The sequence below is a fragment of the Rhodococcus erythropolis NBRC 15567 genome (assembly GCF_001552595.1).
GTDB lineage: Bacteria > Actinomycetota > Actinomycetes > Mycobacteriales > Mycobacteriaceae > Rhodococcus_F > Rhodococcus_F erythropolis.
The window spans coordinates 279040-305789 of the sequence record NZ_BCRM01000003.1; the positions used below are offsets into that span (position 1 = coordinate 279040).

Sequence of the window (26750 nt, forward strand, 5' to 3'; positions counted from 1 at the left end):
CGTTCAGGCCTTTCCGACTGTGGAGAATGCGGCTGCATGCTGACCGGCTCGTCGTCCGGAGAACACGCAGTCGGCGAGCGACAAGCCGCTCACATACGAGTTGGAACAGATACCGACGGCGGTACGGCCGGCGGCATACAGGCCAGGGATACCCTCCCCGGCCTCGTTTTTCACCATGCCGGACGATTCGTCGACCACCAATCCACCGAGCGTGAGCATCGGGCACGGATTCATCATGTTGGGCTTGATCGAGACGTCGTACATCGTGAACGGCGCAGACAGTATCGGCCTGACGAAGTCCGACGGTTTGCCCATCGGATCAGGTTGTCCGGCAGCGGCAGCGGAGTTGTGCGCGTCGACGGTGGCTTGAAGGCCGGCGACGTCTATCCCCGCTTTACGGGCGACCTCGGCAATGGTGTTGCCACGCACTGCGGTACGCATCATGCCAGTGGTCTGTACCCGCTGGAACCACATCGACTGGTCACTGATCTGCGATTTCGCTTCGCGAACGAGTTCGGAATCTGCCAGCAGCCAACCGATTCCGTTGCTCTTCTCTGCCATCGCCTGACCGAGAGCGGCACCGTAACGTGACTCGTCGACGATTCGCGCACCGGATTCACCCACCAGGATGGAACCGAGAAAAGCACTCGGCGGGACGATGAATCGCCAGGCGGAAACATTGCCGAGCTTGTCGGTGGTTCCCCCGGCTTCGATACCGAGGTTGATGCCTTTGCCGTCGTCCCCGGAGGTGCCGAGCGGGATACCGCCCTTGTAGGCGGGGGCATGGGTGCGCATCATCTCGCGATTGGACACGAAGCCGCCGGCGCTGAGGATCACGCCGCCGCGCGCCTGGATGCGAATCCGCTTGGCGTGCTTCTTCTCGATCTTCGCGATGAGTGCGTCGAGAATCGTGCGCAACTGCGGTGCGTAGACGCCGGGCTTGGAGGACAGGGACCCGAGCGTCGCGTGACGCCGACGAACTCCGGCAGGTGCGTCACGAAGAGTCAGTACTTCGACGCCGATCACCCGGCCGTCCTCGATGATCAGCCGGTCCGCTCTCGTCTGGCCGAGCAACTGGACGCCCTTGGCCTCCGCGGACTTCGCGAGCGGGCCGTAGAGCATCTTTCCCGACGTGCCACGCCCCTTGGCGCGATGGCCGCGAGGAGCAGGTTTTGCGATGTCACGGAACCCGCCGGCAGATTCGCTACCCGAGAAGTAGAGGTAGTGCTTGTTGCTCGGGTACGACGTCTTGTACGGACAGAGTGAGGCCTCGAACGGCACACCGTGACTGCGCAGCCAGTCGATCGACGCCGGGCTCTCGTCGACGAACCGGCGCAGGGTCTGCGGCGTCACCGCGTCACCGACCTCGCGGTTCAGGTAGGCGAGCATGGCTTCGGGACTGTCCTCGACACCGGCTTCCTTTTGAATCACGGTGCCGCCGCCGGCGTAGTAGATTCCTCCGGAAATCGTGCTGGCCCCACCACCGAGTGCTCGGTCGATTGCCAAAACCGACGAACCGGCCGCTACCGCTTCGAGCGCCGCACTGGCGCCCGCCACACCGAACCCGACCACAAGGACGTCAACCGAAGTATCCCAGGTCACACCGCACCATCCTCAATCTCACTGCAACGTGTTTCGTTATCAATGACAACGTCCGGAAATACTTCCTGGCAGAAAGCATGGACTGACACCCCCATCATTCTATAACGTGTTCTACATGAGCAAGCAGGAATACGACATCGTCGTCGTCGGCAGTGGTGCCGCAGGTATGACAGCGGCCTTGACCGCAGCCCACCAGGGCTTGAGTGTGGTCATCGTGGAGAAAGCCGCCCACTACGGCGGATCGACCGCCCGTTCCGGTGGTGGGGTCTGGATCCCCAACAACGAGGCACTTCAGGCGGACGGTGTCACCGATACCCCGGAGGCCGCACGTTCCTACCTGCACAGCATCATCGGCGACGTCGTCGCTCCCGAACGCATCGACACCTATCTCGAGCGCGGTCCCGAGATGCTCTCGTTCGTGTTGAAGAACAGCCCTCTCGAACTGCAGTGGGTGCCCGGCTACTCCGACTACTACCCGGAAGCTCCCGGCGGACGCCTCGGTGGCCGCAGTGTCGAGCCCACCCCGTTCGACGGCAACAAGTTGGGCGCCGACCGCAAGAACCTCGAGCCCGACTACGTCAAGGCCCCCAAGAACTTCGTCATCACCCAGGCCGACTACAAGTGGCTCAACCTGCTGATGCGCAATCCTCGCGGACCCCTGCGCGCCATGAAGGTCGGCATGCGATTCCTCGCAGCCAAGGCCACAAAGAAGGATCTGCTGGTTCGCGGCCAGGCACTGGTCGCCGGTATTCGACTCGGACTTCAGTCCGCCGGAGTACCCATCCTGCTGAACACCCCGCTGACCTCCCTGTACACCGAAGACGGCGCAGTTCGCGGCGTCAACGTCCTAATCGACGGCGAGGAGCAGGTCATCCGCGCTCGCCACGGAGTTGTGTTGGGATCCGGCGGATTCGAGCACAACAAGGAAATGCGTGAGAAGTACCAGCGCGCACCCATCGGCACCGAATGGACCGTCGGCGCGAAGGCAAACACCGGCGACGGTATCCGCGCAGGCCAAGAAGTCGGCGCTGCAGTCGATTTCATGGACGACGCCTGGTGGGGCCCGTCCATTCCGCTGACCGGCGGACCGTGGTTCGCTCTCTCCGAGCGCACCCTCCCGGGCTGCATGATGGTCAACATGTCGGGCAAGCGCTTCGGCAACGAGGCTGCTCCGTACGTCGAGGCAACCCATGCGATGTACGGCGGTGAGTACGGTCAGGGCGAAGGCGCCGGCGAGAACATCCCGACGTGGATGATCCTCGATCAGCGCTACCGCAACCGCTACACGTTTGCCGGTATCACTCCCCGCTCCCCCTTCCCCGGCCGCTGGCTCAAGGCCGGCATCGTGGTCAAGGCGGGAACAATCGCCGAATTGGCCGAGAAGACAGGGCTTCCCGTCGCATCGCTGACCGAAACCGTCGACCGGTTCAACGGCTTCGCACGCAACGGCAAGGACGAGGACTTCGGACGCGGTGACAGTGGTTACGACGCGTACTACGGCGATCCCCGACTGAAGAACCCCAGCCTCGCCGAAATCAGCAAGGCTCCGTTCTACGCCATCAAGATGGTTCCGGGTGACCTCGGCACCAAGGGTGGTATCTGCACCGACGTCAACGGCCGAGCACTACGCGAAGACGGAAGCGTCATCGACGGCCTCTACGCCGCTGGCAACGCGAGCGCTCCGGTCATGGGCCACACCTACGCCGGACCAGGCGCGACCATCGGTCCCGCAATGACTTTCGGTTACCTGGCAGTACTCGACATCGTCGAGCGTGCGAAGAAGGCTGAGAGCACCGAGGCACCGGCAGCTGAAAAGACGGCGGTCGACCATGCCAATTGATCCGAAGATCGCACTCGGCGCCGAGCTTGCGCCACAAGAGTTCTCATGGACACCGTCGGACGTGCAGCACTACCACCTGGCACTAGGGGCAGGTGCTCGGCCGCTCGATCCGAACGAGCTTCGATACCTCGACGACGAAAAGCCTCAGGTACTACCCACCTTTGCCACCGTCGCCGCCAACTTCCACGCCACCGAAGCGCCGAAGGTCTCGTTCCCCGGCGTCGAAATCGATCTGGCGAAGGTAGTCCACGGGAGCCAGGAAGTCACTGTCCATCAGCCGATCCCGGCAAGTGGAAGTGGCCGCACCACAACTCGAATCGCCGAGGTCTGGGACAAGGGCAAGGCCGCGGTGATCGTGCAGGAATCCGTCACGGTCGACGCCGAGGGCAACCCGCTGTGGACAGCTCGCTCGTCCATTTTCGCCCGCGGCGAGGGTGGTTTCGGGGGTGAACGTGGTCCGTCGGAGTCGATTACGCTTCCGGATCGCGAAGCAGATGAGACAGTGGTGACGCCTGTGCTTCCACAGCAGGCTTTGCTGTACCGGATGTGTGGTGATCGGAATCCGTTGCACTCGGATCCGCAATTCGCCTCCGCGGCAGGCTTTCCAGCGCCTATCCTGCATGGACTGTGTACTTACGGAATGGTCTGCAAGACCGCAGTGGATACCATGCTCGACGGCGACAGCAGTCGGGTAGCCGGATTTCGGGCCCGCTTTGCCGGGGTCGTATTTCCCGGCGAGAACTTGAGTATCCAGATCTGGAAAGACAATGGGCGACTCCTGATCTCAGCTTCCGTACTGGAGCGCGAAGCTCCTGCCCTGGCTGACGTAGTTCTCACTCTTGTCTGATACCAACCTGTCTGATACCCACCTGTTAGAACTCACCGTAGTTCTCGAACCCGATGGAGTAGCCCGAAGATGACGGCACAAGACGAAAAGTTCCGACTGTCCCGACGAGGTTTCATGGCCGCTGGAGCCGGCGCCGTGGCAGCGACCGCATTCGCCGGCTGGACGCCGGCCTATGCCGTCCCCGCCGGCTCCTCCGGCTCCGCGGGTGGTCCTGTCTCCACCCTCACGCCGCCGCCTGCCTTCCCCGAAGGCATCGCGCTGTACCAGCAGGCGTATCAGAACTGGTCCAAAGAGATCATGCTCGACGCGATCTGGACCTGTTCGCCCAAGACGCCCGAAGACGTAGTCCGCCTCGCCAACTGGGGTCATGCCAACGGCTACACCATTCGTCCCCGCGGTGCCATGCACGGCTGGACGCCGCTGACCATCGTCAACGGTGCGCCGGTCGACAAGGTCATCCTCGCCGACACCACGGTCCACCTCACCGGCGTCTCCGTCAACGCCGGGGGCAGCCCGGCTACCGTCACCGCAGGACCCGGCGCGACCCTCGACGCCATCACCACCGCACTGCAGGCACAGGGCCTCGGGTTCGCGAACCTGCCGGCGCCCGGTGTGTTGACCATCGCCGGCTGCCTCGCCGTCGACGCTCACGGTGCAGCGCTCCCCGCCGAAGGCGAAGCACACGTTCCCGGACAGACTTTCGGCTCGCTCTCCAACCTCGTCACCTCCCTGACCGCAGTGGTCTGGAACGGCAGTGAGTACGCGCTCGAGACGTACGCGCGTAGCGATGCAGCGATCAAGCCGCTGCTGACTCACCTCGGACGCACCTTCCTCACCTCCGTGACCTTGCAGGCCGCTCCCAACTACCGCATGCGCTGCGTCAGCCACACCGACATCGGTTGGCAGGAACTCTTCGGTGCCCGCGGAGCGTCCGGACGCACCTTCGAGAAGTTCGTCCGCGAAAACGGTCGCGCAGAAGCAATCTGGTACCCCTTCACCGAACGCCCGTGGATGAAGGTGTGGTCACTTGCCCCCACCAAGCCGCCGTTCTCGCGTGAGGTGACCGGGCCCTACAACTACATCTTCTCCGACAACCTCCCGGAGCCGGTCACCGACATGATCGGGCAGATCAACGCCGGAAACCCGGGCATCGCACCGGCATTCGGGCAGATCATGTACGCCACCACCGTTGCCGGACTCGCCGCGACCTTCTCCAACGACCTGTGGGGATGGTCCAAGGACGTCCAGTTCTACATCCGGGCCACCACCCTTCGTCTGACCGAGGGCGGCGGAGCCGTCATCACCTCGCGCGCCAACATCGGCCAGGTCATCCACGACTTCACCCAGTGGTTCAACGGCCGCATGGAGTACTACCGCTCTATCGGACAGTTCCCCCTCAACGGCCCCGTCGAAATCCGTTGCTGCGGCCTCGATCAACCCTCGGACGTCGAGGTCGACTCGGCAGGCGCCCCCACCATCTCGGCCATGCGCCCGCGCCCAGACCATCCGGAATGGGACACCGCCATCTGGCTCAACGTCCTCGGCGTCCCCGGAACCCCCGGCATGTTCGCGTTCTACCGCGAAATGGAACAGTGGATGCGTAATCACTACAACAACAACGACGCCACCTTCCGCCCCGAGTGGTCCAAGGGCTGGGCGTTCGGCCCCGACAAGCCGTACACCGACGCCCCGATCATCACCCAGGGCCTCCCCCAGACCTACCGCGACGGCGTCCCATCGAGCGACAACTGGGACACCGCCAACGCCGCATTCAACGCGTTGGATCCGCACAAGGTCTTCAGCAACACGTTCCTGGACCAGTTGTTGCCCTGAGGTTCACGAACCACCTACACGCTCTGACAACTCGACGGTCGTCGCCACTCCCCTACTTTCGGGAGTGCGGCGGCCGTCGTGCGTTGCAGTGAGCGGGATGAAGTAGTCCCCCCATCCCGACCAGGCAACTGCCTCAATCGCGATCAGGATGGATCGCCTCGTGCATACTTTCCACTGCCCTGGCATGAGTTGAGAGCTCGGATCTAGCCGACCGAATCGTGGCGCTGTCGCTGCGTGCCCCCGGCTCGGACGACGACGAGTCCTCTCCGGGGTTCGACGCGCCACCTCCGGGCTGCTCGGAGGAGCCGGTGCGCTCTTCCCTCTCCGCGCGGGCACGCAACAACGACTCGGACTTCGGGGTATTTCGCATCGGAGCATTGTCCCAGATTCATCTCCCATGACTCACATGGAGCGCTCTCACCCCCGGTGACCAGGCCGTTCCTGAACTCCGATACCTAGAAAGTTCGCAACAAAATATCTACAGCGGTCAGGGTAGACATTCTCGCGAGGCTGTTGTATCTTTTTTCTCGTAGCAAGGAACGAGTCAAGAGATGCGGGAGAGATGAACTACCCGCAAGCAGTACCGCAGGGCAGGGACGTGCCGGGGCCGAATTCGTGTGTGAGTGTGTAGTCGGACCCGGCACCCCCCTTCAAAGCGGCTACCGGATGTCTTGTGCGAGTCCGGAAGTTCGAAAGAATGCAGTTATGTAAGTAAGTTCAACCCCATCCGGCCCCCGGCGCACCTCGCGCCGGGGGCCCCGTCCGTTCAGCGAAAGAAGCGAGCCATTCCGGCAGATACACCACCGGGGGACCCCTCCGGCAGATTCGACGACGAGAACTATCCTGCGTACAGCATGGGACATGCGGCCGAGATCCTCGGTGTCAGGCAAGCTTTCCTTCGTAGCCTCGATGCCGCGAAACTGCTTACCCCACAACGCTCTGAGGGCGGACATCGCCGCTACTCCCGGTACCAGCTGCGCATCGCGGCCCGCGCGCACGAACTCGTAGCCAACGGCACGGCGCTCGACGCGGCTTGCCGCATCATCATCCTCGAAGACCAACTCACCGAGGCTCGTCGCATCAACGCCGAGCTCCAGCAAGCGCAGGACCGACGAGCGGAATCGGACGCAACGCCGGACTGAGGACTGACGTGATCAGGCACTGGGAGTAGCAGTCACCCCTAACCGTCAATCTGTTCCCTCCCCCTTCGAACTGCGCTAAATTCAGTCAATTGGGACATTGCTAGGCGTCGGTTGCTCGATTTCCACATCGAAGGGATCGCAGGCATGAATTCCTCCCACCACCGCACTCGGGTGCGGCTAGCTGCTCTGTCGATCACCTTGACCGTTGCCATTGCAACCGCTGCGTGCAGTTCCGACGAGGACTCGGCAACAAACACGAGCAGCGCATCTCCCAGCACCGCGAGCAGTCAGGAATCCACCGAGATCGCGGACCTCGTCCGCCGTCAGGTGGCCGACTTGGGCCTCAGTGCCGCCGTGTTCGGAGTGTGGCGGGGCGACGACGAGATTGCTCTCGGTGCCGTCGGAGAGTCCCCTATCGGAGTTCCGGCGACAACCGACATGCAGTTGCGCGTCGGTCAGCCGATGGAACCGATGCTCTCGACAGTCCTGCTGCAACTCGACGAAGAGGGAACGCTTCCCCTCGATCAACCGATCGCGAAGTGGGAACCGAACTTTCCACGCGCAGACACCATCACTCCACGAATGCTGGCAAACAGCACGTCGGGCATCTCCGACTACGTGACCGATCCACAGTTCCTCAAACTCTTCACGGACAACCCGATGAAGGGCTGGACTTCTCAGGAGATCCTGAATCTTGCCAACTCCCGCCCACCGCTGTTCGAACCCGGCACCAGTTGGGCGTACGCGCACAGCGACCTGACGCTGCTCGGCGACGTCATGGAGAAAGCGACTGGAAAACCGCTGGGCGACCTACTTCAGCAGCGCGTCTTCGATCCGCTCGGGATGGATCACAGCAGCGTTGTGCTCACGTCGCAGATGGACGAGCCGATCCTGCACGGCTACACCAATGAACGCGGAGTATTCGAAGACTCCACTTTCTGGAATCCGACGGCTTTCCTGCACAGCGGAAACATGAACGCGCCTGTCGCCGACGTCGGAAAATGGGTGCGCGCGCTCGGAACGGGAGAGTTGCTCTCCGACAAGGCTTTCGAGCAGCAGATGACGCCGACGACGGCGGGCTTGGGAAGTATGACGGCGGACAAGTTCTTTTCCTTCGGGACCGGGCACCTCGACGGTTGGCTGGTGATGAACCCGTCGTACGGCGGCTACAACGGGCTTGCGCTCTATTACCCCGACTCGAAGACGACGATCGTCGTCTACGCCACGCTCGGGCCGACAACCAACGCGGACCTCAACAACGCCGTGCCGATGGGCAAGGCGATCGGAACCCTCCTCGAACCGGATCACCCACCGCAGGTCCCGACGCCGTGACGCGCCACACACGCTGGTAGCAAACAGCGTCGGTCGGCAACTTCCTGTTTACGCACGGATTACCTCCAGGACTTATCGCCCCATCACCATTCTCTTCAGTACCGAACGAAACGCGTCGGACCGCGGGTTGTCTCGCCAGTGAACGAGAACGTAGATAGATGGGGACAGGCCCGATGAGGAAATACGCGATGTCAGTGGCATGCACGGTTGCAGTCACAGCGGGGGTGACTCTTGTGATGTCGGTGCCTGCCGGAGCGGACCCGAATGACAGTGGGTCGTGCCCTGCCGGTGCGGTATTCGCGGTCGGCGGAACGTGGGATCCGACGGGACAAACGACGCAACCCGTCACCGATCGCTACGTGGCCCAGGGTTACGCCTCCAAGCCGGTGACCTACCCCGCCAGCTTCTGGCCGCTCGGCGATCAGACGTACGACCAGAGCGTTGCCGCCGGCGCCCAGACGCTTCGCACTGAAGTCAACGCTTTCCACGCTCAGTGCCCGGGCAGCGAGATCGTCGTCACCGGATACTCACAGGGAGCGCGTATTGCCGGTGACGTTCTCGGTGACATCGCACGCGACGGATCCATTCCGCAGTCGCAAGTCGAAGGCGTCCTCTACGCCGACCCTCGCAACTCGGCCGGGGGCATCGAAACCGTAGTGCCCAATGTCGTTCCGGGAGCGACGATGTCCGGAGCACGGGGCGGATTCGGAGACATCGCAGTGCAGGAAGTCTGCATCGAGGGTGACGGCATCTGCAACATGCCCAAGCCGCGTGATGCGCCCGAGGTGTTCGTGGATTCGGTCTTCGGCTACTTCACGAAGCACAACACCTATACGCCGATGATGTCCGAGCCCGCTCCGCCTGCTCCCCCGGCACTGCCGCAGACGCCGTCGGTGCCACTGCAACCCGCCGACGTTGCCACTGCGATCGTGACGCGGGTCGTCGAGAACATCACTCCGTATCTGAGCGCTGCACTCGCGACCGTACTAACGAAGTAGCCGGACGGCTGGCTAGGGCACCATCGCTTCATCTCCACCACCTCCGCAGGAACCACCCGGCTGGAACGCCCTCTACACGCCGACGATGCAGACGTCGAGAAGTTGAGTGCATCCTGCCGCAGGTCGGGATGCACTACTCCGCGTTACGTCTATTGCTCTACAAAACTATTCAAGATCGTGACGCGCAGTCGCTCTCCACCGGCATGGCGCCGCAGGCGGCCGAAGTCGCATCAGTCCGCTTCCTGGCGGCGAGTCGGCAGGTGGCGGAACGTCACGATCGGGAGGAGCGCCGCTAACCCGAGCACAGAGAGGCTCGCCCGCAGCGCAATCAGCCTGGATTCGACGTTGATCTCCACCGCCTGATCGAGTTGCGCCGAGGTCAGTTCCAGCCCAGTGAGACTGGCGCGGAGGTCATCGTTGGCGACGAAACTGACCGAACTGGCCGTTACCTCGATACTGCCGCTGGACAGTAGATCTGGGCTGTTCGTGATACGGACCGAGGCAGACTGCGCGAGCACGGACATCAGGACCGCCCCGGCAACGGCGGTGCCGGTGCACAGGCCGAGAAAGTTCGCCATTCCTCGAGCGCTGCCGATCTCACCCGCGATAGCAGGAGGGTTGGTCTCCATGAGAAGCGCACTGCCCGCACTCAATCCGACTCCGATGCCGAGACCCAAGCACACTTCGCTGATCAATGTCCATGCACCGGACCATTGGTTCGAGATGGTCAGTGCCAACAGAATCGCCGACGCGGCGGCCAGTACATGCGCCCCTGTCAGGAGCCATCGGCACGCAAGCAGTCGCATCAGTGCAGGTGTTGCAGCCGCGGAGACGAGTGCGGCCAAAGAGATAGGTATCAGTATCATTGCCGTGCCCAGAGGGCTCTTGCCCAATACCATCTGGGTGTACAGCGGTAGCAGGTAGCTCACACCGGCCATCAACAGGTTTATCGCAACCAACCCACTCAAACACGCTCGGTTGAGACCAGACTCGAACACCGAAGGTTCGAGTAGCGGTGTTCTTTCTCCCCGGAGCAACAAGTGCTGGCGGGCGGCGAACGTGTGCAGGACGAGGCCGCCGATCACCAGCAATGCGAGCACAGGCGAGAGTCCGAGCACACTCACCGGTGCGGACTCGGCGGCGAGAACGAGCCCCCATGATCCGATCTGATTGATGGCTGCGACCAACAACAGCACCCCGACGGCAGACAGCGCGATACTCGTCTTGTCGACGGACCCACGGAATGGAATCCGGATAAGGGCCACACGTGATGCGATGACGATTGTTCCTGCCGTGATGGCGAGCAAGAGCGCGAAGGGCGCCCTCCATCCCCAGGCTTGGACGAGCAGACCACCAACCAACAAAGCAAACGCGGCACCGATACCGGTCGTACCCGCCAGGACCGATACCGCAACGGTTCGTTGTGGACCGGAATACGCCTGCCCCAGAATCGCCAACGCGTTGGGCACGAGAAGCGCGCCCCCGAGTCCAGCGATCGCCTCGCCGGCAATCAGCATTGAAATATTCTGTGCCAGAAAGCAACACAGCATACCGAACGCATAGATGCCCAGCCCGAGCAGCTGAGCATTCTTGGCACCGAGCACGCCGCTGATCTTGCCGCCCGTGATCGTGAAGGCTGCGACGAATACCCCGTAAGCGACGATCGCCAATTGCACGTTCGAGATGGTGGTGTCCAGGCCGTCGACGATGCCGCTGATCGCCATCGGCAGCGCCGTCACGTTGAACACAGATACCAACCCTGTGAAACACACTAGTACCAGCGGTAGCCAACTCACCCTCGGGTGGGCGTCACTCGTAAGCGCTTTTGTAACGGGAGAGGAAGGCAACGGGTCCGCGGTATCCATGATGCGCCCCTAGGAGGATCTGAGTTGTCTCGACGGTGGCATATCGGTCACGAGCAGCGACGCCGAGGGCGGCCACCTGACTGGGTGGCCCCCCTCCCTGCGAACTGCTGGCTTCGATCAGGTCGGCAGGGTCAGGAATTTCATCGCGGCTGTCTTCTCGAATCGGCGAGAGACGTTGCCGGCAAGCCCTCCTTCGAGGGATGTATCGCCCATCAGATCGAGTTTGCCCGCAGGCGCACCTTCATTGAAGTTCAACTTGTCCAGATCCACCCAGACGACATTAGGTCGCGTGGTCGAGTCGAAGACGTACCGCTTGTTGGTCAAGTCTGCCACCGTCTGCCAGATCGTCTGCGATGCATAGGGTTTGTCCGGGTCGGGGATGCGGAAAGGTTGCGCCGCATTGCGGATCACACTGAACATTCCCGCGACAGCCTCGACTTCACTCTTAGGTTGAGGCAGTCGGCCTACGTAGTATGCGGCGCGGGCGAACCGGTCGGCTGCGAGTGTGGTGCCTGGCAGAGGATTGGCGCCCCCGAAGCCGTCGACCTCTTTGAGAAGTTCGATCTGCTTGTCGTAGGCCGGGGAATTGGTCATCACTAGGTGTTCGCGGCTGTGCCAGACGGTGGCCTTGCCATCCAGGTACTCGATGATCGCCGAATCACCGGTCGCATCGTCCAACGCGAGATGAACTGCAGGCACTTCGCCGGTCGCCGGATCGCCCAGTGGGACAACCTGAACGTCGACGTCGCTGATCCACGCGGCGGCATCGGCAACGGTGGAGAAGTTGTCCAGGAAGTACTGCAGCCAGACCGCCATGCTCAGAGCCGGTCTCGACGTGTCGTGAGTACCGTAATCCGATTCCGCTAGCCACAGAACATGACCTGCTAATCCCGCTTCGTTCATACCGTCGACCGACATCATGTCGAAAGCGCCGGCCACGACACTGCCGTATTCGGCAGTCCAACTCAGAGAACCGCCTACGCCGTCGTCGCGTTTGATCCCACGCGGAAGCGACCACAGGTTCGTACCGGTGTCCCGATGGTAATCCATATTTCGTCCGACAAGAACAGATCCGGCCGCATCAGGCCACATCACCCTGGTACACATTGATTTTGCCTTCCGTAGTTCTTCGCGAACTTCATAATTGCCCGATGTTCAGCCCCGAGGTCCAGACCGAGATTCAGCTACGAGACGCCCCTTCGACCACAGCCGAACGGGCATTTTCTCTCAGAAGCCCTCATTGACAAAGACATTCAGAAACCAGCGTCATTCTCGGGGAAGAATGTGGTATTCGTGCAGCAGCTGTCCGATCTCGTTCTCGTCGAGCTTCTTGTCCAGTCTGCGGCGAAGTAGCTTCGGCAACGGCACGCTCTCCTCCTTCTTGTCATTGAGGAAGTAGGTTGCTTGGAGAAGTTTGCGGATGTCGTAGGTGGAGCCGAAAACTTCCGGCACTCCGCGTTCGATCCCGAGCAGGCTGTACGCGGCCTCCATCCCGGTGCGGACCGAGTACTCCGTCGTGAAGATGCAGTCGCGTGTTGTTTCCGCGAACTGGCCGAGGAAGGCGAAGTTGACGGCACCATCCGGTACAACCGCAGGCCGGTCACCGGCCTGACGGGGCATGAAAAAGGAAGTGACATAGGGCATCATCACTGGAACGGTCTTCGCCGCATTGGCCGCGAGTTCCGGGATGTCCTCGACTGGAACGCCCATGTGATAGAGCCACTCTTGGGTGATTTCCTCGCCGGTGCATTCCTGCATCGGCTTGTCGACGTAGTCACCGGGGACGTCGACGAATAGTGAGTAGACCCAGACGACGATCTGATCCTTGGGTTGTTGTTTGAAGTGCGGTTGCCGGTTTACGGTCCAGCTCATCAACCACTTCGAATCTCGTGCTGTCACGATGCCGCCGGTGACTACGCGTCCGCTGAATGGGTCACGCTTGCATATCTTTTCGATGTATTCTGGGATTCGGGCATCCAACGTGGTCACTGTCGCTGATTCCCACTTGGTTTCTGCGACGTGCCCACCGAAGACGTCTGGTCGTCCGAATGCGGGGTCTTTTGTTGCTATACGACGCCACAAATCCCACGCCGGAGCGGGGCCCTCGTCGAGTTTCGCCGGCGTGTGATGGTCTCCGTTGTTCGAGTTCTCGGTGAGCGAGCCGATGGTAGTCAACACCAGGTCGCCGTCATCGAGGTCGACCCCACCCAAAACACCCTCGGATTTCCAGTGAATGCGTTTGGCCCGCTTGACTTCACCCGTGATATCGAAGTCAATGTCGGTGACTTCGGTATCGAACCGAAAATTCACTCCCTGATCGAGCAGCCACGTGTACAGCGGCAGCACGAGAGACTCGTACTGGTTGTATTTGGTGAACTTGAGGGTACTCAGGTCCGGCAGGCCTTTGATGTGATGGATGAATCGATGCAGGTACAGCTTGATTTCGAGAGCACTGTGCCATTCCTCGAACGCGAACATTGTGCGCCAGTACAGCCAGAAATTGCTTGCGAGGAATTCCTTGCCGAACACCTCGTTGATGCGCTTGTTCTCGAGTTCGCTACGCGGAGTGAGAAAGACCTTCATGATGTCCTTCTGCGCCTTCGAGTTCAGATTGAACTTGAAGTCTGTGTGCGCGTCCTCACCCTGACGTTCGGTGACGCGCTGCAGCGAATAGTTCGGGTCGTCTTTGTTGAGCCAGTAGAATTCGTCGAGCACGCTGGCGTCTTCGACCTCGATCGAGGGGACAGAGCGGAACAGGTCCCAGAGACATTCGAAGTGATCTTCCATCTCGCGGCCACCGCGAATGACGAAGCCCTTCTCCGGTTCCTTGATTCCGTCGAGTGCACCGCCGGGCAATTTCAACCGCTCCAGGACGGTGATGTTGTTTCCTGCCATCTGGCCGTCGCGGATCATGAATGCCGCACCGGCAAGCGATGCAAGCCCCGAACCGACGAACCATGCAGTCTTGCCGTCCACCCCGTCAGGCTTGCGTGGCCGCGCGAACGCTTCGTAGTTTCCACTGCTGTAATACATTGTTCCCCATCTCATTTAGAGGTTTGGCGACAGGACCCTTCACGGAATGGATTCCGAGTTTTCTCTTGGTGATGTAGTTTTCCTTCGGCCACGCCGAAAGTATTTGCATTACAGCGACACCGGGAGCCAAGATGTTGTAGGGAATACAGCGGCCGCCTCGACGACAGGAGAACGTCGCGACAGCGACAGCGAGATCTGCTGTAAACTAGAATCTTTCGGATACGACGGCGACCGAGCTGTCAGCCGCTCGGAGACGTCGCGTTTGGACGTCTCCGATGACTCGAAATCCCGTCTACATGCGGCGAATGGCGTCTCGCTGATGCCGTACGCCGTGACGTCGAACCCCTTGAAGGCCGTCTCGAACGCGATCGGTGATCCCCGAACGCATGTACCGAGGACTTTGGTTTTCCGGATTGCGATCATTATTTCGTCCTCGAGGTTCAGTCGGCAGTTTTCGCACGGCGGTTGGTCAGCAAGCCGGCGATCCATCCGAGGACGAGTATCACGACGAGGGTGAGCCAGAGTGGGGACTGCACTGAGACCCAAAACAGTTGGATCGTGGTCGCGGCCCGGTTCTGGAGGATAAAGGTCACCGCCTGCACCACCAACAGCAAAGGCGAGGGTGTTACGTGATGCGAGTACTGATCGGGCGGATGCCTGCCGGGTTTCCGAACTCATGGGAGGTACCCCATTCTATGTCGAGTGATATCGATCGAATGCTTTTTCGAAGGAGATACCGGACTCTCCCGTACCGATCCAGTTCTGTTCACGTCTGGCGGCGAGGATCTGAGATTTTGTGTCTCGGCGTGCCGAGGTTTCCTACCCGCGATCCCGGTAATGGCTGAAATCTGGAGCGGAACCAACTGGGATTACGTGGCTAATCGAAACATAACACGAGTGGCGCCGAAATGTCGGCTTTAGATTGCGTAAGCAATTCGCCTTCACACACTGTCTCTCTGGCATTTCGCTTGAACCTGAGGCTTTCTATTCAGTCCAGATGCGTTACTGTGCGTGCGGAACCTGCCTAGAGTAGACACCGGCATCTGCCTCGTCACCGGATATGGACTCGACGTTCTCATCGCCTGAGCCATACGGAAGGTCGGGAGATCCGTGCGCTGGTCAGCGATGGAAAGCGGATCGACTGGTAGTTGCCGGCGGCTACCGCGCTCATCGTTGCCCTGCTCCTGACTCTCGGATCGTGGTGTCAATGAGGTGCAGTTCGCGCGCTGTTGAAGCGGCGTACGACCGGTGAAATCGACTCCCGGCGAACGCTTGCCCGAAATAGATTCCTGACGCATCGACAGCATGTTCGAAACACGGACTCCCCAGAGCGGCGAATGACCGCTTGTCACCTCGTCAAATACGATAAAGCAAGTGAAAATAGCAATTTAGTATCCGATCGTTGACCCTTTCATCAGAGGATAATCTCGCCGGGAAACTATCATCGAACGGTTCGGCTCTTGTCCTGAAATACGGGTCTGCTTCCCTCTCGAAAACGAACTGTTCACGACGGCTACGCGCGCTTCACAGAAGGATGGAAGCAAAACATCGATCCCAGAGTGAACACATCCCATACCGTTGCCGAACTTTTACGAAACCATCCCGCAATAGTTTGAGAACTTGATCGAGTGGGCGTAGCAGCGCAGGTCGGCGATCTCCCCCACCTCAGCGAATTCCTCGATATTGCGGGCGCGACGTGGCGCGTTCAGACTGCTTCGGCCATAGAAGCAGCCGGACGGCTGCTCCTTCCGAGGAATACTGCGGATGCCAGCAGGAAGAATATTGCGCCGACAAAGGTTCCGATATTGGCCATGTTCGGGTCCAACGTGTTCCCGTCTCGCAAGACGAACGATCCGATCGCGGAGACTCCGAATGCGATGGATCCCAAGGTATTCAGCCACACGCTTTGCCATTCCTTCGATTGCGGTGCCCAGTAAGCGCCTTCCCTCAGCAGGATGAGGACAGCCAGTCCGCTCGAGACGAGGAAGGCTATCGAGCCCTCCGCGTTCGGATTCCAGACCAAGTGCATCTCGCCTCGTAGCGTAAGCGCGTGCAGCGCAGCCCCGGTGCTGACGTTGAACAAAATCGTCCCGAGTAACTGCACGGCAGCAGACAGCCAGACGGCCCGGATCGCGGGACGCCCCGAGTCGGTTGTGGTTGCTGGCCCGGCCAGCACCAACTGAACGAAAGCCGCGCAGGTAAAGAACCAGGAGCCCGCGAAGAAGAAGCTGTTGGCGAGTGCGGCACCGAAGAAGACCGACAGGAAGGGTGCCGACCCGAGCGCGAAGAGTGCGGATCCGATCACGAATCCCCACGACTGCATTCGAATGGTCGGGTGAATCAGCATGCGCTGCAGTGTACTTGGACTCGATATGAAAAGTCCTCCATTCGGGACCTTGGTCATCAGGCACTGATTTCGATCCGCCCGCCGCGGGTACGCGGAAACAAATTAAAACCATCTGCTTGTTTTTTACTTTACCGAAGCATGACTCCACTTTGGGTGCTAATGTCCGATTTATGACAGCCACTCCTCCAGCTGGAAATCGTTTGCTGTTTCGCAATGTCCGTGTTTTCGACGGCACCTCCTCGACCCTTGTTGCCGGGGACGTTCTGATCGACGGCACCACGATCGCCGCGGTGTCGGAGTCGCCTGTCGGGGATGATCCGAGCCGCGAGACCACTGTCGTGGACGGTGGTAATCGAGTACTCATGCCCGGCATGAGCGATGCCCACGTTCACCTGGTCGGTAACGCGAATTCATACGTCGACATGGTGACCGGCAGTGAAGCGCACATCGCACTCAACGGCCTCGCTGAAGCAAAGAACATGCTGCACCGCGGGTTCACAGCGGTCCGGGACATGGCGGGTGACACAAGCAGCATCAAGTCCGTGATCGATCGAGGCCTGTTCGAGGGGCCGCGCATCTACCCTTCCCAGGCTGCCATCTCCCAAACCAGCGGACACGGCGACTTCGGGTTTGTCTACGAATGCCCGACCGCGTTGGGAGGCAAGCAGTCTCGCGCCGAAGAAATTGGTTTCATGCGCGTCGCAGATGGCCCTGACCGGGTACTGGCAGCTGTTCGCGAACAGCTGAAGAAGGGCGCATCTCAGATCAAGATGATGGTCGGCGGCGGCGCTGCGTCGATGTACGACCCGCTCTACACGGTCCAGTTCACCGATCCCGAGCTTCGTGCAGCAGTGCACGCGGCCACCGACTACGGCACCTACGTCGCCACCCACGTTTACAACGTCACCGGCATTCGCCGCGCCATCGAAGCTGGCGTGAAATCCATCGAGCACGGTCATCTCGCTGACGAGGCGACGATCGCTCTGATGGCTGAGAAGGACATCTGGCTTTCGATGCAGCCCTTCGCGCTGGGCGATCACCACTATCCGGATCCGGGCCGCGCAGAAAAGGATCGCGAAATCTGCACCGGCACTGACGATGTGTACAGCTGGGCACGCAAGCACGGTGTCAAAACAGCGTGGGGTACGGATCTTTTGCTCGAGCCGCAGCTTGCGCCGCGGCAGAGTGAAATGGCGGCGCGACTCGGTGATCACTACAGCAATGCCGAAGCACTTCGGATGCTCACGTCGGGAAATGCCGAACTCTTCCGTCTTGCCGGCGAACGCGATCCGTACCGGCAAGCACCACTCGGAGTGATCGCCAAGGATGCGTGGGCAGATGTTCTTCTCGTCGACGGCAATCCACTCGAGGATCTGAGCCTGCTCGCCGATCCGGCCAAACATCTCTCCGTCATTGTCAAAAATGGTCAGGTCGTCAAAAACATACTGTGACAACGTCTTCATCGCGTTGATCCGTCTGACGTGCAGCCAATTCAAGCTGAACACCTGAGCGGGTCGATGTGTCCTCGTGCTCCACCGAGTCGGGAGTCCAAGTTGGTTGAAACACGTTTCGAGCGTTGGGAATTACCTGAGGACCGAGTCGAAGGGTCGTTGGTGTCCACCCGCGGTATCGAGCTCCACGGGCCGTGGGGGCATGTGTTCGGTCCACTCGACATCGACATCGAGGCTGGCGGTGTGACCGTCCTGGCCGCGCAATCGGGTGCCGCGCGCACAGCCCTGCTGATGGCACTATGCGGACGGATGCGATTGTCGTCCGGGTCATTGACTGTGCTGGGCTACGAGAAACCCTCGAGAATTCTGGCTGTCTCGGCGATCGCATGTCTGAACGAACTCGACGAAGTTCGCCCATCGGTGACGGTGCGGGACATGGTGACCGAACAGTTGCGATGGAATTCACCGTGGTACAAGTTCGTGCCCCGGGTGAGCGAAGATCAAGTAGCAGATATGTGTGCGTACACATTTGGCGGCGTAGACCTCCCCCCGCTCAATGCCTTCGTCGACGATCTCCCGGAGATCCAACAACTGTTGCTGCGGATCGCCGTCGCGAACACCAAAAGACCACCGCTACTGGTGGTGGGTCGAGTCGACAAGATCGCCGACGACGACGAGCGGACAATGTTGTTACGCCGACTGGTCGCATTGGGAGAGCACCAGTCGGTGATCACCGCCGATGTCAACGACCTTCCGCCGGACAGCGGCGTCCATGCCGTGGTGAACATGCACGGCCTGCTGGGCGCCGGTGACATCGGCGTCATGACCGAAGGACGGTGAGCGATGCTCGCAGGTATATCTCTGGGCAGTGATATCAAACGCTACTCCCGCGGCACCCTGCCACGAATCGCGATCGTCACCATCATCTTGTTGCCGTTGCTCTACGGCGCCATGTACTTGTGGGCTTTCTGGAACCCGTTCGGCGAGGTGAACAAGATCCCCGCAGCGATTGTCAATAACGACTCGGGGCGAACATCGACAGGCCAACAAGTCGATGCCGGCGATCAGGTCGTCAAATCGCTCATCGCCTCCGGGCAACTTGATTTGGCGGAGGTCTCGGATCAAGAAGCCCAAGCCGGACTCTCGAGCGGCAAGTACTATTTCACCATCACCTTGCCGGAGAACTTCAGCGACGCTGTCGAGTCACCCAACGGTGACAACCCCGAGAAGGCCGATCTCACCTTCACCTTCAACGACGCCAATAATTATCTAGCCACCATCATCGGGCAGGACGCGTCCGAACAGGTCATCAATCAGGTCAACTCGACCATCGGCGCCCAAGGCGTCGGCCAAGTCCTGACGGGCCTACAGACCGCCGGTTCGGGCCTGGGCCAGGCTGCCGACGGAGCGAAGACCCTCGCGGCCGGGATCGACACCGCCAAAGGTGGGGCCGATCAACTGAGCTCCGGTGCAGGCGAACTCGCCACCAACATGGTCACCGCACGCGATGGTTCCGCGCAGCTCGCAGCCGGCGCCGGGCAACTCGCCACAGCCATCGACGGCGTCGCCGACCCACTGCTCAACGCCCTCGACTCCACTGCCGTCTCCGACGTCGGTGCGCAAGCTGCGCAACTGCGGCAATCCCTCACCACCCTCGGGGATCGCCTCCCCAAGCCGCCGCAGGTTACCGTCTCCCCGGCAATCCAGCGGGTGCTCGACCTTCTCGGACCCAGCACCGATCCGCTCGCACAACAGGCCGTTGCAGCTCTCACACCTCTCGTGGCAGCACAACCCCAAAGTGACACTGCCGCAATACAAGCGGAGATAGCGCGCCTCAGCGGTGATGCGCGCGCGCTCGAATACCAGTTGACGGATCCATCCAGTCCCCTGCAATCCGGACTCGCGCTGCTGCAAAACGGCGGGCTCGCCTCCGACGTCCGGCAACTACGCGACGGCGCCGACCAGCTCAGTTCCGGAGCCACGACTTTGAACTCCGGACTGATCCAGTTGACCGACGGCAGCACCCAGCTCGCGAGCGGAGCCGATCAGTTAGCTTCGGGGATGGTCGAGCTGCAATCAGGCTCAGGCGAACTGGCAGACGCACTCGCACAGGGCGCTGGGCAAGTACCCAGCTGGACCGACGCGCAACGCAACGCTACCGCGGACACCCTGTCCACCCCAGTCGCACTCAAGCAGGACTACACCAACGAGGCACCCACATTCGGTACCGGATTCGCGCCGTTCTTCCTCTCCTTGGCCCTGTTCGTCGGCTGCATCATCACCTGGATGCTGCTGACCCCGCTACAATCCCGCGCAACTGTCAGTAACCTCGGCCTCTATCGCACAGTTCTGGCTTCCTACTGGCCGGCACTGCTCATCGGCATCCTCCAAGTGATCACGATGTACGCCGTGGTCCACATCGGGGTCGGCCTGGACGTCAAACACGTTCCCGGAACTATCCTGTTCCTGATGCTGGTCTCGGCGACGTATTTGGCGATGATCCAGATGTTCAATGCTCTCTTCGGCGTCGCAGTCGGCCGAGTGGTGACATTGGCCTTCCTGATGCTGCAACTGGTCTCCGCCGGCGGCATCTACCCAGTGCCCACGACAGCGACGCCCTTCCAATACATTCATCCGTTCGACCCGATGACATACACCGTCAATGGCCTCCGGCAACTCATCACCGCCGAACACGTCGACTCTCGACTCTGGACAGCAATCGCCGTCCTGACCGGCATTCTGCTCGTCTCGATGACTATCAGCGCACTCTCCGTGCGCCGCAACCGGCGTTACACCATGGAACGCCTGTACCCGTCCATCGAGGTGTAAAGCACTGCACAGCAACATCTTCACAGTCGACCACATTTGAATCACCGTCCAAGTCGTACCCCGCACGCTCGCATACTGGAGGAGAAAAAAATGTCAGACAGCTTCGCAGCTCCCACCGAAACCCTCGCACCGGCGTACACAGGACGGCTCGGCACCGATCCGATTCCAGCTCTGAAAATGCCCAAGGCCGAGTCGGATCCCGAAGCGGCGTACCGATTCATCCACGACGAACTGATGCTCGACGGCAGTTCCCGACTGAACCTGGCAACCTTCGTCACCACTTGGATGGATCCTCAGGCAGACAAGCTGATGGCCGAGACATTCGACAAGAACATGATCGACAAAGACGAGTATCCCGCGACAGCGGAGATCGAAACTCGTTGCGTCAACATGGTTGCCGACCTCTTCCACGCAGAAGGGCTGACCTCCGACCCTGCGTCCGCAACGGGGGTCTCAACGGTAGGGTCCTCCGAAGCTGTGATGCTCGGCGGCCTCGCACTCAAATGGCGCTGGCGCCAGCGCCGCGAACAAGAAGGTAAAGACACCACGAAGCCCAATCTCATCCTCGGCAGCAACGTCCAGGTCGTCTGGGAAAAGTTCTGCCGCTACTTCGACGTCGAACCAAAATACCTCCCCATGGAAAGGGGCCGCTACGTCATCACTCCCGAACAGGTCCGTGACGCCGTCGACGAGAACACCATCGGCGTGGTCGCCATCCTGGGCACTACATTCACCGGCGAGCTCGAACCCGTCGCCGAGATCGCCGAAGCCCTCGACGAGATCGCCTCAAACGGTGGTCCCGACGTCCCCCTCCACGTCGACGCTGCCAGTGGAGGTTTCGTCGTCCCGTTCCTGCACCCCGAGCTGATGTGGGACTTCAAGGTTCCGCGTGTGGTCTCGATCAACGTCAGTGGCCACAAGTACGGCATGACATATCCTGGCATCGGTTTCGTCGTCTGGCGCTCGAAAGAACACCTACCGGAAGACTTGGTGTTCCGGGTCAACTATCTCGGCGGCGACATGCCGACCTTCACCCTCAACTTCTCTCGATCTGGCAACCAGGTCGTCGGGCAGTACTACAACTTCATCCGCCTCGGCGTCGCCGGATACACCCAGATCATGGAATCGCTGCGCGACACCGCGCTTATGCTTTCCGCCGCAATCTCCAAGATCGACAACATGGCGATCATCACCGACGGCACCGCTATACCGGTCTTGTCCTTCGAAGTCGTCGACGACCCAGGCTTCACTGTCTTCGACATCTCCCACGAACTCCGGGCACGCGGATTCCAAGTGCCCGCGTACACCATGCCCGCCGACGCCGAAGATGTCGCCGTCCTGCGGATCGTGCTACGAGAAGGTTTCAGCCAAGATCTCGCGTACAAACTCGCCACCGCCCTCAACGAAGTCGTCGAGCAACTTCGTAAGAGCAACGCCGATCGACCCCAAAGGACTGCTTTCGCCCACTAACTGCTGTTGAGGGGCAGCCTCAGAACCGCTTCCCCTCAACAAGCTTCTAATTCTGGACGACCAGCTGCACCAACGAACACTTTGCAACAGGCAAAGATCGACTCCGCCTGCTAGCCCGGTCAGTGCACGCCGTTCGTACGGATCGACCGGAACCACGGTGCGTGTGCGCTCACCGCGAAGAACGCACTGCGGCAGATGTGCATGTCAAACGTACGTCTGGCAGTTTCGACTGACTGAAAGTCGACCGATTCGTACAAGTCGAGAGCAACCGCTATCAAGCACCATCGATCACATGCTCACCTTCATCGTCAGATACGGGTACGTCCCGTTCATGCTCTTGGGAATCAACGGAGCCGCAATCGCGCTGGCGGCATCCGGCGCGCCGAAATGGTCACTGGTGGCATTGATTCTCTTCGCAGTGGTCTGCTCTTTCGCGGCCGAACGGGCGCTTCCCTACGAATCCGCGTGGAATGCCCCGGGACCGGACAGGTTTCGCGACGCTGTCCATGCGTTTGTCAACGAATCCCTCATCTTGGTCAGCGTCGCGGTCATCCCGTTGATGGCCGCAGTGATTCCGTTCGACGGGCTGTGGCCGAGCGGTCTTCCGTTTGTCCTTCAGGTCGTCTTCGCAGTGTTGGTTGCCGATTTCGGCATCACCGTGGTGCATTTGATCAGCCACAAGGTTGGATGGTTGTGGCGTTTCCACGCGGTTCATCACAGCCTCGAACGGTTCTACGGTATGAACGGACTGATGAAGCACCCCGTGCATCAGACTTTCGAAACCGCCGGCGGCGTCCTGCCACTGATCCTCCTCGGGATGCCCGTTCCAGTTGCCTCGGCGCTCGCGGTTTGTGTCGCTGTCCAACTCCTGCTTCAGCATTCGAATGCCGATTACCGCATCGGCCCCCTGCGTCCGATACTCGCCCTCAACGCCGGCCACCGATTCCATCACCTGAAGTGGGCTGGAATCGGTGACGTCAACTTCGGCTTGTTCACTCTGATCTGGGATCACCTGTTCCGCACTTATTCTTTCGATCCGGAAAAGCGCTTCAGCAGTGACGATCTCGGAATGGCGGCCAAGCCCGACTACCCGGACGACTACATCGGCCAGTTGACCGAACCGTTCCGGAGACAGAACTGAGGGACGATCGGTGGAGATTCAGCCCGCGAGTACCCGTCGCATGACGGGCTTGGCTGCAAACGCACTGGCCAACACCAACGCGATCCCCACAGCCAGGGTGACACCCAACTGAACCAGCGCCATCGGAGTGGTCAATACGGCTGCCCCTGCCAGCGGGAAGAGGAACAGCAGTGCAGCGCCGGCGCCGGCCAGTGCCATCACCACCACGGGAGTGCGAACGTGCCTCATGCGGGCGCTGTCCATCACCTCGACAGGTGTGCCGGCCAAAGTCAGACTCCGATACAGCTCACGGTTGTCGAGGATCCCGGATACCTGGGTGAGCGCAGACGAGATGGCAGCCAACGTGAATGTTGCTCCGAGAGTGAACAACACCCCGGTTCTCATGTCCGCGAACAGGAACTCCTGCCCTGGCTGCAAATCCTGCCCCTCCCCGTTGCCTATCGCGGCGAGGAGAGATGTGCCTGCGGCAACGAAGCTGGCCATCGTCACACCGCTGACCGTGCGCCACACAGCCTTCGGATTATCCAGGACCCGACGCGCCGCAATCAGCGAAGCACCGTCTTTGGCGCATTTGAGCATGATCCGTCCAAGCAGCGAAATGACGAACGGACCGACCAACGCAACAACGCCGAAGCAGAGACCAAGGCCCACCAGGATTGCCGCGATGCTTGCCGCGGAGCCCCCGAATGCACTCCATCCCACAAGAACCCCCACCCCAGCCACAGCGAAGATCATCTTCGGTGCGGCGCTGGGATTGCCCGCCGTGACGCCCAACGGGCTCACGAACACCTGGCGCATCCCGAGCATCGACGTCAAAGCAGCCAGGATGGTCATTCCGAATACGATGCCCACCAGCGGAAGTGCGCCTACCCAAAGCTCACTCCACTCGAATGTCCGACCTTGAAATCTCAAGAGAGCTACGAGCGGCAACGCGAGGAGGTATCCCACCACACCGATCAACGCACCGGCCAAGCCCTGGATACCCGATTCCGCAGCGCACAGCGCAACGATCTGGCGAGGGGTGGATCCGATGAGTCGCAGCGAGGCAAGTCGTTCGTCGCGACGGCGCGCGCCCAAGCGGGCCGCCGCCAGACCGAGAGTGACGGCTGGAACGATCATCAACACCGAAGCAACCCCTGCGAGCGCTAGGTACGCCTCGGCTTCGGGTTCGCTCGATCTGCCCGCGAATGCACCGTAGCCGCCGAGCACCGTCAGCAACAACGTCGTCGAGGCGGCAAATGCGGACACTGGGAGCGCGAAGGTACTCAAGGCCTTTCGCCCTTCACCTCGCACCGTCATCAATGCAACGCGCGCTGTGGCCTTCATGCCGCCACCTGTGTCCCGACGAGCGAACCGGCCTGCATCATCATCGTGCGATCACACCACCGAGCGACTTCGGCATCGTGAGTGACGACGACCAACGCAGAACCGATCTGTTGAGCCGAATCACGCAACACCCTCATCACTTCCCAACTCGTCTGCGCGTCGAGGGCACCGGTCGGCTCGTCCGCGAAGAGAACGGCGGGTTTGGTCACCAACGCTCGCGCAATCGCGACACGTTGCGACTGCCCACCCGACATCTGACCCGGGCGACGATCCTGCAACCCGTCCAGCCCCAAGGGCGCGAAGAAGCCGTGCGCCGTCCGCTTGGCTTCTGCGATGGACAACCCGTTGAGTACCAAGGGCAAAGCGACGTTCTCGATCGCCGGAAGCTCCGGCAACAGTTGGCCCGATTGAAAAACGAACCCGTACGACTCCCGTCGGAGCCGGCTGCGGTCGTTCTCACCGAGGTTCTCGATATGCCGGCCGCTCAGCAAGATTGCTCCCGAGTCGGGCTTGACGATTCCTGACATGCAATGCAGCAGTGTCGACTTCCCCGATCCTGAAGGACCCATGATGGCCGTAGCAGTACCGGCGCGCACTTCCAGCGATACACCTCGGAGCACCGGAACTTCGCCGTACGACTTGCCCAGCGCGTGGACCGACAGGACTGCGGGTGCTTGTGCGTTGTTCATGATTCCACCTTCTCGTGAACCCTTCGCGAACACATCGGCCCAGCGCACGATCTTCGGACTGAGCTCGGTCCTACCGGAGGATGACCGGACCCCGAGCTCTGTCAGGGTCGTCACTATGATTTCCGACATGACCTGGTCCGGCGCCGTCCACATGCAGCCCGGAATTCTCATGTTCACCGGCGCAGTGGGATCCGCGCACATGCATTCGCACGCCGCTGTTCAGATCATGATCATCGACGACGGGGACGTCACGGTCACGGACGGGGACGGCCACAGTGAAGTCGTGCGGTCCGTGGTCATTCCATCCGGGGCGGTCCACGCGTTGTCCGCCTCCGAGGATGCGCGGGGACGGGCGATCTACATTGACTCCACCACCGGGATGGGTCTGCGCATCAGGCCACCGGAGCCGGGCCGCGGTGGTGTGGCCGACTGGTCGGACCGTGGGCAGACCGCAGTAGCGATGACGGACCGCGGCGCTGATTCGGATCTGGAATACGCAGCGAGGCTGATCGATTCACTATCCGAACGCGAAAAGGCGTCGAACTTAGGCGCTCTTCACCCGGCCCTCGAGCATGCCCTGACGCTACTTCCCGAGAGAATCTCGGGGCAGGTCACACTGACGGACATCGCCGCCCTGGTCTCCATCTCGCCCGGACGGCTGGGAAGAATCTTCAACGATCAACTGCAGATGAACTTTTCGACCTACATCCGCTGGTTACGGTTACGACGTGCCATGGAAGTGATGAGCAGTGGCGCAACCCTGACAACCAGTGCACACGAGGCCGGTTTCACCGACAGCGCCCATCTCAACCGTATCTGCCACAGTATGTTCGGGCTCACGCCCAGCGCCGCGACCGGCGGCCTCACCTGGAATTGACGCTGCCCCTCAGCTGACGCTGTCCATCTCCGTCCTCGCGAGCAACGACAGACGACTGTAGAGGCGCGCCAATCCGGGAACGTCCCGAAGACTGCCCGCAACGTCCTCCACACCGGCAGCGGCATACA

At 60.9% G+C, this 26750-nt stretch carries 21 protein-coding genes; 12 read left to right on the forward strand and 9 right to left on the reverse strand.

Going from position 1 to position 26750, the window contains the following annotated elements; translation table 11 throughout:
- Positions 1-3: 3 nt before the first annotated feature.
- A complete protein-coding gene (locus RE4_RS08970) occupies positions 4-1602 on the reverse strand; it encodes an FAD-binding protein (protein WP_020906142.1) in 1599 nt (532 codons plus the stop codon).
- A gap of 115 nt (positions 1603-1717) precedes the next feature.
- Here RE4_RS08970 and kstD point away from each other — a divergent pair, with 115 nt between their 5' ends.
- From kstD to RE4_RS08985, 3 genes are all read left to right on the forward strand, one after another.
- Complete coding sequence (gene kstD / locus RE4_RS08975) at positions 1718-3442, forward strand: 3-oxosteroid 1-dehydrogenase (protein ID WP_172932259.1); 1725 nt, start codon at positions 1718-1720, stop codon at positions 3440-3442.
- Positions 3432-4289 (forward strand): enoyl-CoA hydratase ChsH3, encoded by an 858-nt coding sequence (gene chsH3, locus RE4_RS08980; RefSeq protein WP_003945880.1) that lies wholly within the window; start codon positions 3432-3434, stop codon positions 4287-4289. The genes kstD and chsH3 overlap by 11 nt, the downstream gene beginning before the upstream one ends.
- Before the next feature lie 69 nt (positions 4290-4358).
- Positions 4359-6122, forward strand: coding sequence for a cholesterol oxidase substrate-binding domain-containing protein (locus RE4_RS08985; protein WP_060938442.1), 1764 nt, complete (start codon positions 4359-4361; stop codon positions 6120-6122).
- Between the two features lie 133 nt (positions 6123-6255).
- On the opposite strand, the gene RE4_RS31005 is transcribed toward RE4_RS08985, so the two are convergent.
- Complete coding sequence (locus RE4_RS31005; RefSeq protein WP_127159965.1) at positions 6256-6492, reverse strand: hypothetical protein; 237 nt, start codon at positions 6490-6492, stop codon at positions 6256-6258.
- Positions 6493-6976: 484 nt separating this feature from the next.
- Here RE4_RS31005 and RE4_RS08990 point away from each other — a divergent pair, with 484 nt between their 5' ends.
- The 3 genes from RE4_RS08990 (at position 6977) to RE4_RS09000 (ending at position 9594) form a co-directional block, all read left to right on the forward strand.
- Positions 6977-7264: a MerR family transcriptional regulator gene (locus RE4_RS08990; protein WP_020906139.1), complete on the forward strand. Its 288-nt coding sequence runs from the start codon at positions 6977-6979 to the stop codon at positions 7262-7264.
- A gap of 144 nt (positions 7265-7408) precedes the next feature.
- Complete coding sequence (locus RE4_RS08995) at positions 7409-8596, forward strand: serine hydrolase domain-containing protein (protein ID WP_060938443.1); 1188 nt, start codon at positions 7409-7411, stop codon at positions 8594-8596.
- A 188-nt stretch (positions 8597-8784) separates the two neighbouring features.
- Positions 8785-9594: a PE-PPE domain-containing protein gene (locus RE4_RS09000; protein WP_020968420.1), complete on the forward strand. Its 810-nt coding sequence runs from the start codon at positions 8785-8787 to the stop codon at positions 9592-9594.
- Between the two features lie 230 nt (positions 9595-9824).
- Here the strand turns inward: RE4_RS09000 and RE4_RS09005 are convergent, their stop codons facing one another.
- The 5 genes from RE4_RS09005 to RE4_RS09025 form a co-directional block, all read right to left on the reverse strand.
- Positions 9825-11459, reverse strand: coding sequence for an MFS transporter (locus RE4_RS09005; protein ID WP_080572269.1), 1635 nt, complete (start codon positions 11457-11459; stop codon positions 9825-9827).
- 117 nt (positions 11460-11576) lie between these two features.
- Complete coding sequence (locus tag RE4_RS09010) at positions 11577-12566, reverse strand: linear amide C-N hydrolase (protein WP_021332382.1); 990 nt, start codon at positions 12564-12566, stop codon at positions 11577-11579.
- A gap of 159 nt (positions 12567-12725) precedes the next feature.
- Positions 12726-14492 (reverse strand): oleate hydratase, encoded by a 1767-nt coding sequence (locus RE4_RS09015; protein ID WP_060938444.1) that lies wholly within the window; start codon positions 14490-14492, stop codon positions 12726-12728.
- 440 nt (positions 14493-14932) lie between these two features.
- Positions 14933-15085, reverse strand: a complete 153-nt coding sequence (locus tag RE4_RS31010) for a DUF1049 domain-containing protein (protein WP_225989417.1) — start codon at positions 15083-15085, stop codon at positions 14933-14935.
- Positions 15086-16197: 1112 nt separating this feature from the next.
- Positions 16198-16839 (reverse strand): hypothetical protein, encoded by a 642-nt coding sequence (locus tag RE4_RS09025; protein WP_024488179.1) that lies wholly within the window; start codon positions 16837-16839, stop codon positions 16198-16200.
- Between the two features lie 170 nt (positions 16840-17009).
- On the opposite strand from RE4_RS09025, the gene RE4_RS09030 reads away from it, so the two are divergent.
- The 5 genes from RE4_RS09030 to RE4_RS09050 all read left to right on the forward strand — a co-directional run bounded on the left by RE4_RS09030 (position 17010) and on the right by RE4_RS09050 (position 23730).
- A complete protein-coding gene (locus tag RE4_RS09030; protein WP_060938446.1) occupies positions 17010-18290 on the forward strand; it encodes a metal-dependent hydrolase family protein in 1281 nt (426 codons plus the stop codon).
- Positions 18291-18494: 204 nt separating this feature from the next.
- Positions 18495-19130 (forward strand): P-loop NTPase family protein, encoded by a 636-nt coding sequence (locus RE4_RS09035; protein WP_024488313.1) that lies wholly within the window; start codon positions 18495-18497, stop codon positions 19128-19130.
- A gap of 3 nt (positions 19131-19133) precedes the next feature.
- Entirely contained in the window at positions 19134-21119 is a 1986-nt protein-coding gene (locus tag RE4_RS09040; protein ID WP_060938447.1) for a YhgE/Pip domain-containing protein, read from the forward strand.
- A gap of 90 nt (positions 21120-21209) precedes the next feature.
- The gene (gad, locus tag RE4_RS09045) at positions 21210-22589 is read left to right on the forward strand and encodes a glutamate decarboxylase (RefSeq protein ID WP_019746876.1); all 1380 of its coding nucleotides are present in this window, start codon (positions 21210-21212) and stop codon (positions 22587-22589) included.
- A 292-nt stretch (positions 22590-22881) separates the two neighbouring features.
- Positions 22882-23730 (forward strand): sterol desaturase family protein, encoded by an 849-nt coding sequence (locus RE4_RS09050; RefSeq protein ID WP_060938448.1) that lies wholly within the window; start codon positions 22882-22884, stop codon positions 23728-23730.
- Positions 23731-23748: 18 nt separating this feature from the next.
- On the opposite strand, the gene RE4_RS09055 is transcribed toward RE4_RS09050, so the two are convergent.
- Together RE4_RS09055 and RE4_RS09060 are read right to left on the reverse strand one after the other, a co-directional pair.
- Positions 23749-25056 (reverse strand): FtsX-like permease family protein, encoded by a 1308-nt coding sequence (locus RE4_RS09055; RefSeq protein WP_020906135.1) that lies wholly within the window; start codon positions 25054-25056, stop codon positions 23749-23751.
- The gene (locus RE4_RS09060; RefSeq protein WP_060938449.1) at positions 25053-25898 is read right to left on the reverse strand and encodes an ABC transporter ATP-binding protein; all 846 of its coding nucleotides are present in this window, start codon (positions 25896-25898) and stop codon (positions 25053-25055) included. Before RE4_RS09060 ends, RE4_RS09055 begins: the two co-directional genes overlap by 4 nt.
- Here RE4_RS09060 and RE4_RS09065 point away from each other — a divergent pair.
- The gene (locus RE4_RS09065; RefSeq protein ID WP_060938465.1) at positions 25873-26622 is read left to right on the forward strand and encodes a helix-turn-helix domain-containing protein; all 750 of its coding nucleotides are present in this window, start codon (positions 25873-25875) and stop codon (positions 26620-26622) included. The two genes, RE4_RS09060 and RE4_RS09065, sit on opposite strands and share 26 nt — an antisense overlap.
- The last annotated feature ends 128 nt before the right edge of the window (positions 26623-26750 follow it).

Bases quoted from the DNA above. Each gene is read 5' to 3' on its own strand.
- kstD (WP_172932259.1), top strand. From the start codon at position 1,718: ATGAGCAAGCAGGAATACGACATCGTCGTCGTCGGCAGTGGTGCCGCA.
- chsH3 (WP_003945880.1), top strand. From the start codon at position 3,432: ATGCCAATTGATCCGAAGATCGCACTCGGCGCCGAGCTTGCGCCACAA.
- RE4_RS08985 (WP_060938442.1), top strand. From the start codon at position 4,359: ATGACGGCACAAGACGAAAAGTTCCGACTGTCCCGACGAGGTTTCATG.
- RE4_RS31005 (WP_127159965.1), bottom strand. From the start codon at position 6,492: ATGCGAAATACCCCGAAGTCCGAGTCGTTGTTGCGTGCCCGCGCGGAG.
- RE4_RS08990 (WP_020906139.1), top strand. From the start codon at position 6,977: ATGGGACATGCGGCCGAGATCCTCGGTGTCAGGCAAGCTTTCCTTCGT.
- RE4_RS08995 (WP_060938443.1), top strand. From the start codon at position 7,409: ATGAATTCCTCCCACCACCGCACTCGGGTGCGGCTAGCTGCTCTGTCG.
- RE4_RS09000 (WP_020968420.1), top strand. From the start codon at position 8,785: ATGTCAGTGGCATGCACGGTTGCAGTCACAGCGGGGGTGACTCTTGTG.
- RE4_RS09005 (WP_080572269.1), bottom strand. From the start codon at position 11,459: ATGGATACCGCGGACCCGTTGCCTTCCTCTCCCGTTACAAAAGCGCTT.
- RE4_RS09010 (WP_021332382.1), bottom strand. From the start codon at position 12,566: ATGTGTACCAGGGTGATGTGGCCTGATGCGGCCGGATCTGTTCTTGTC.
- RE4_RS09015 (WP_060938444.1), bottom strand. From the start codon at position 14,492: ATGTATTACAGCAGTGGAAACTACGAAGCGTTCGCGCGGCCACGCAAG.
- RE4_RS09025 (WP_024488179.1), bottom strand. From the start codon at position 16,839: ATGCTGATTCACCCGACCATTCGAATGCAGTCGTGGGGATTCGTGATC.
- RE4_RS09030 (WP_060938446.1), top strand. From the start codon at position 17,010: ATGACAGCCACTCCTCCAGCTGGAAATCGTTTGCTGTTTCGCAATGTC.
- RE4_RS09040 (WP_060938447.1), top strand. From the start codon at position 19,134: ATGCTCGCAGGTATATCTCTGGGCAGTGATATCAAACGCTACTCCCGC.
- gad (WP_019746876.1), top strand. From the start codon at position 21,210: ATGTCAGACAGCTTCGCAGCTCCCACCGAAACCCTCGCACCGGCGTAC.
- RE4_RS09050 (WP_060938448.1), top strand. From the start codon at position 22,882: ATGCTCACCTTCATCGTCAGATACGGGTACGTCCCGTTCATGCTCTTG.
- RE4_RS09055 (WP_020906135.1), bottom strand. From the start codon at position 25,056: ATGAAGGCCACAGCGCGCGTTGCATTGATGACGGTGCGAGGTGAAGGG.
- RE4_RS09065 (WP_060938465.1), top strand. From the start codon at position 25,873: ATGACCTGGTCCGGCGCCGTCCACATGCAGCCCGGAATTCTCATGTTC.
- RE4_RS09060 (WP_060938449.1), bottom strand. From the start codon at position 25,898: ATGTGGACGGCGCCGGACCAGGTCATGTCGGAAATCATAGTGACGACC.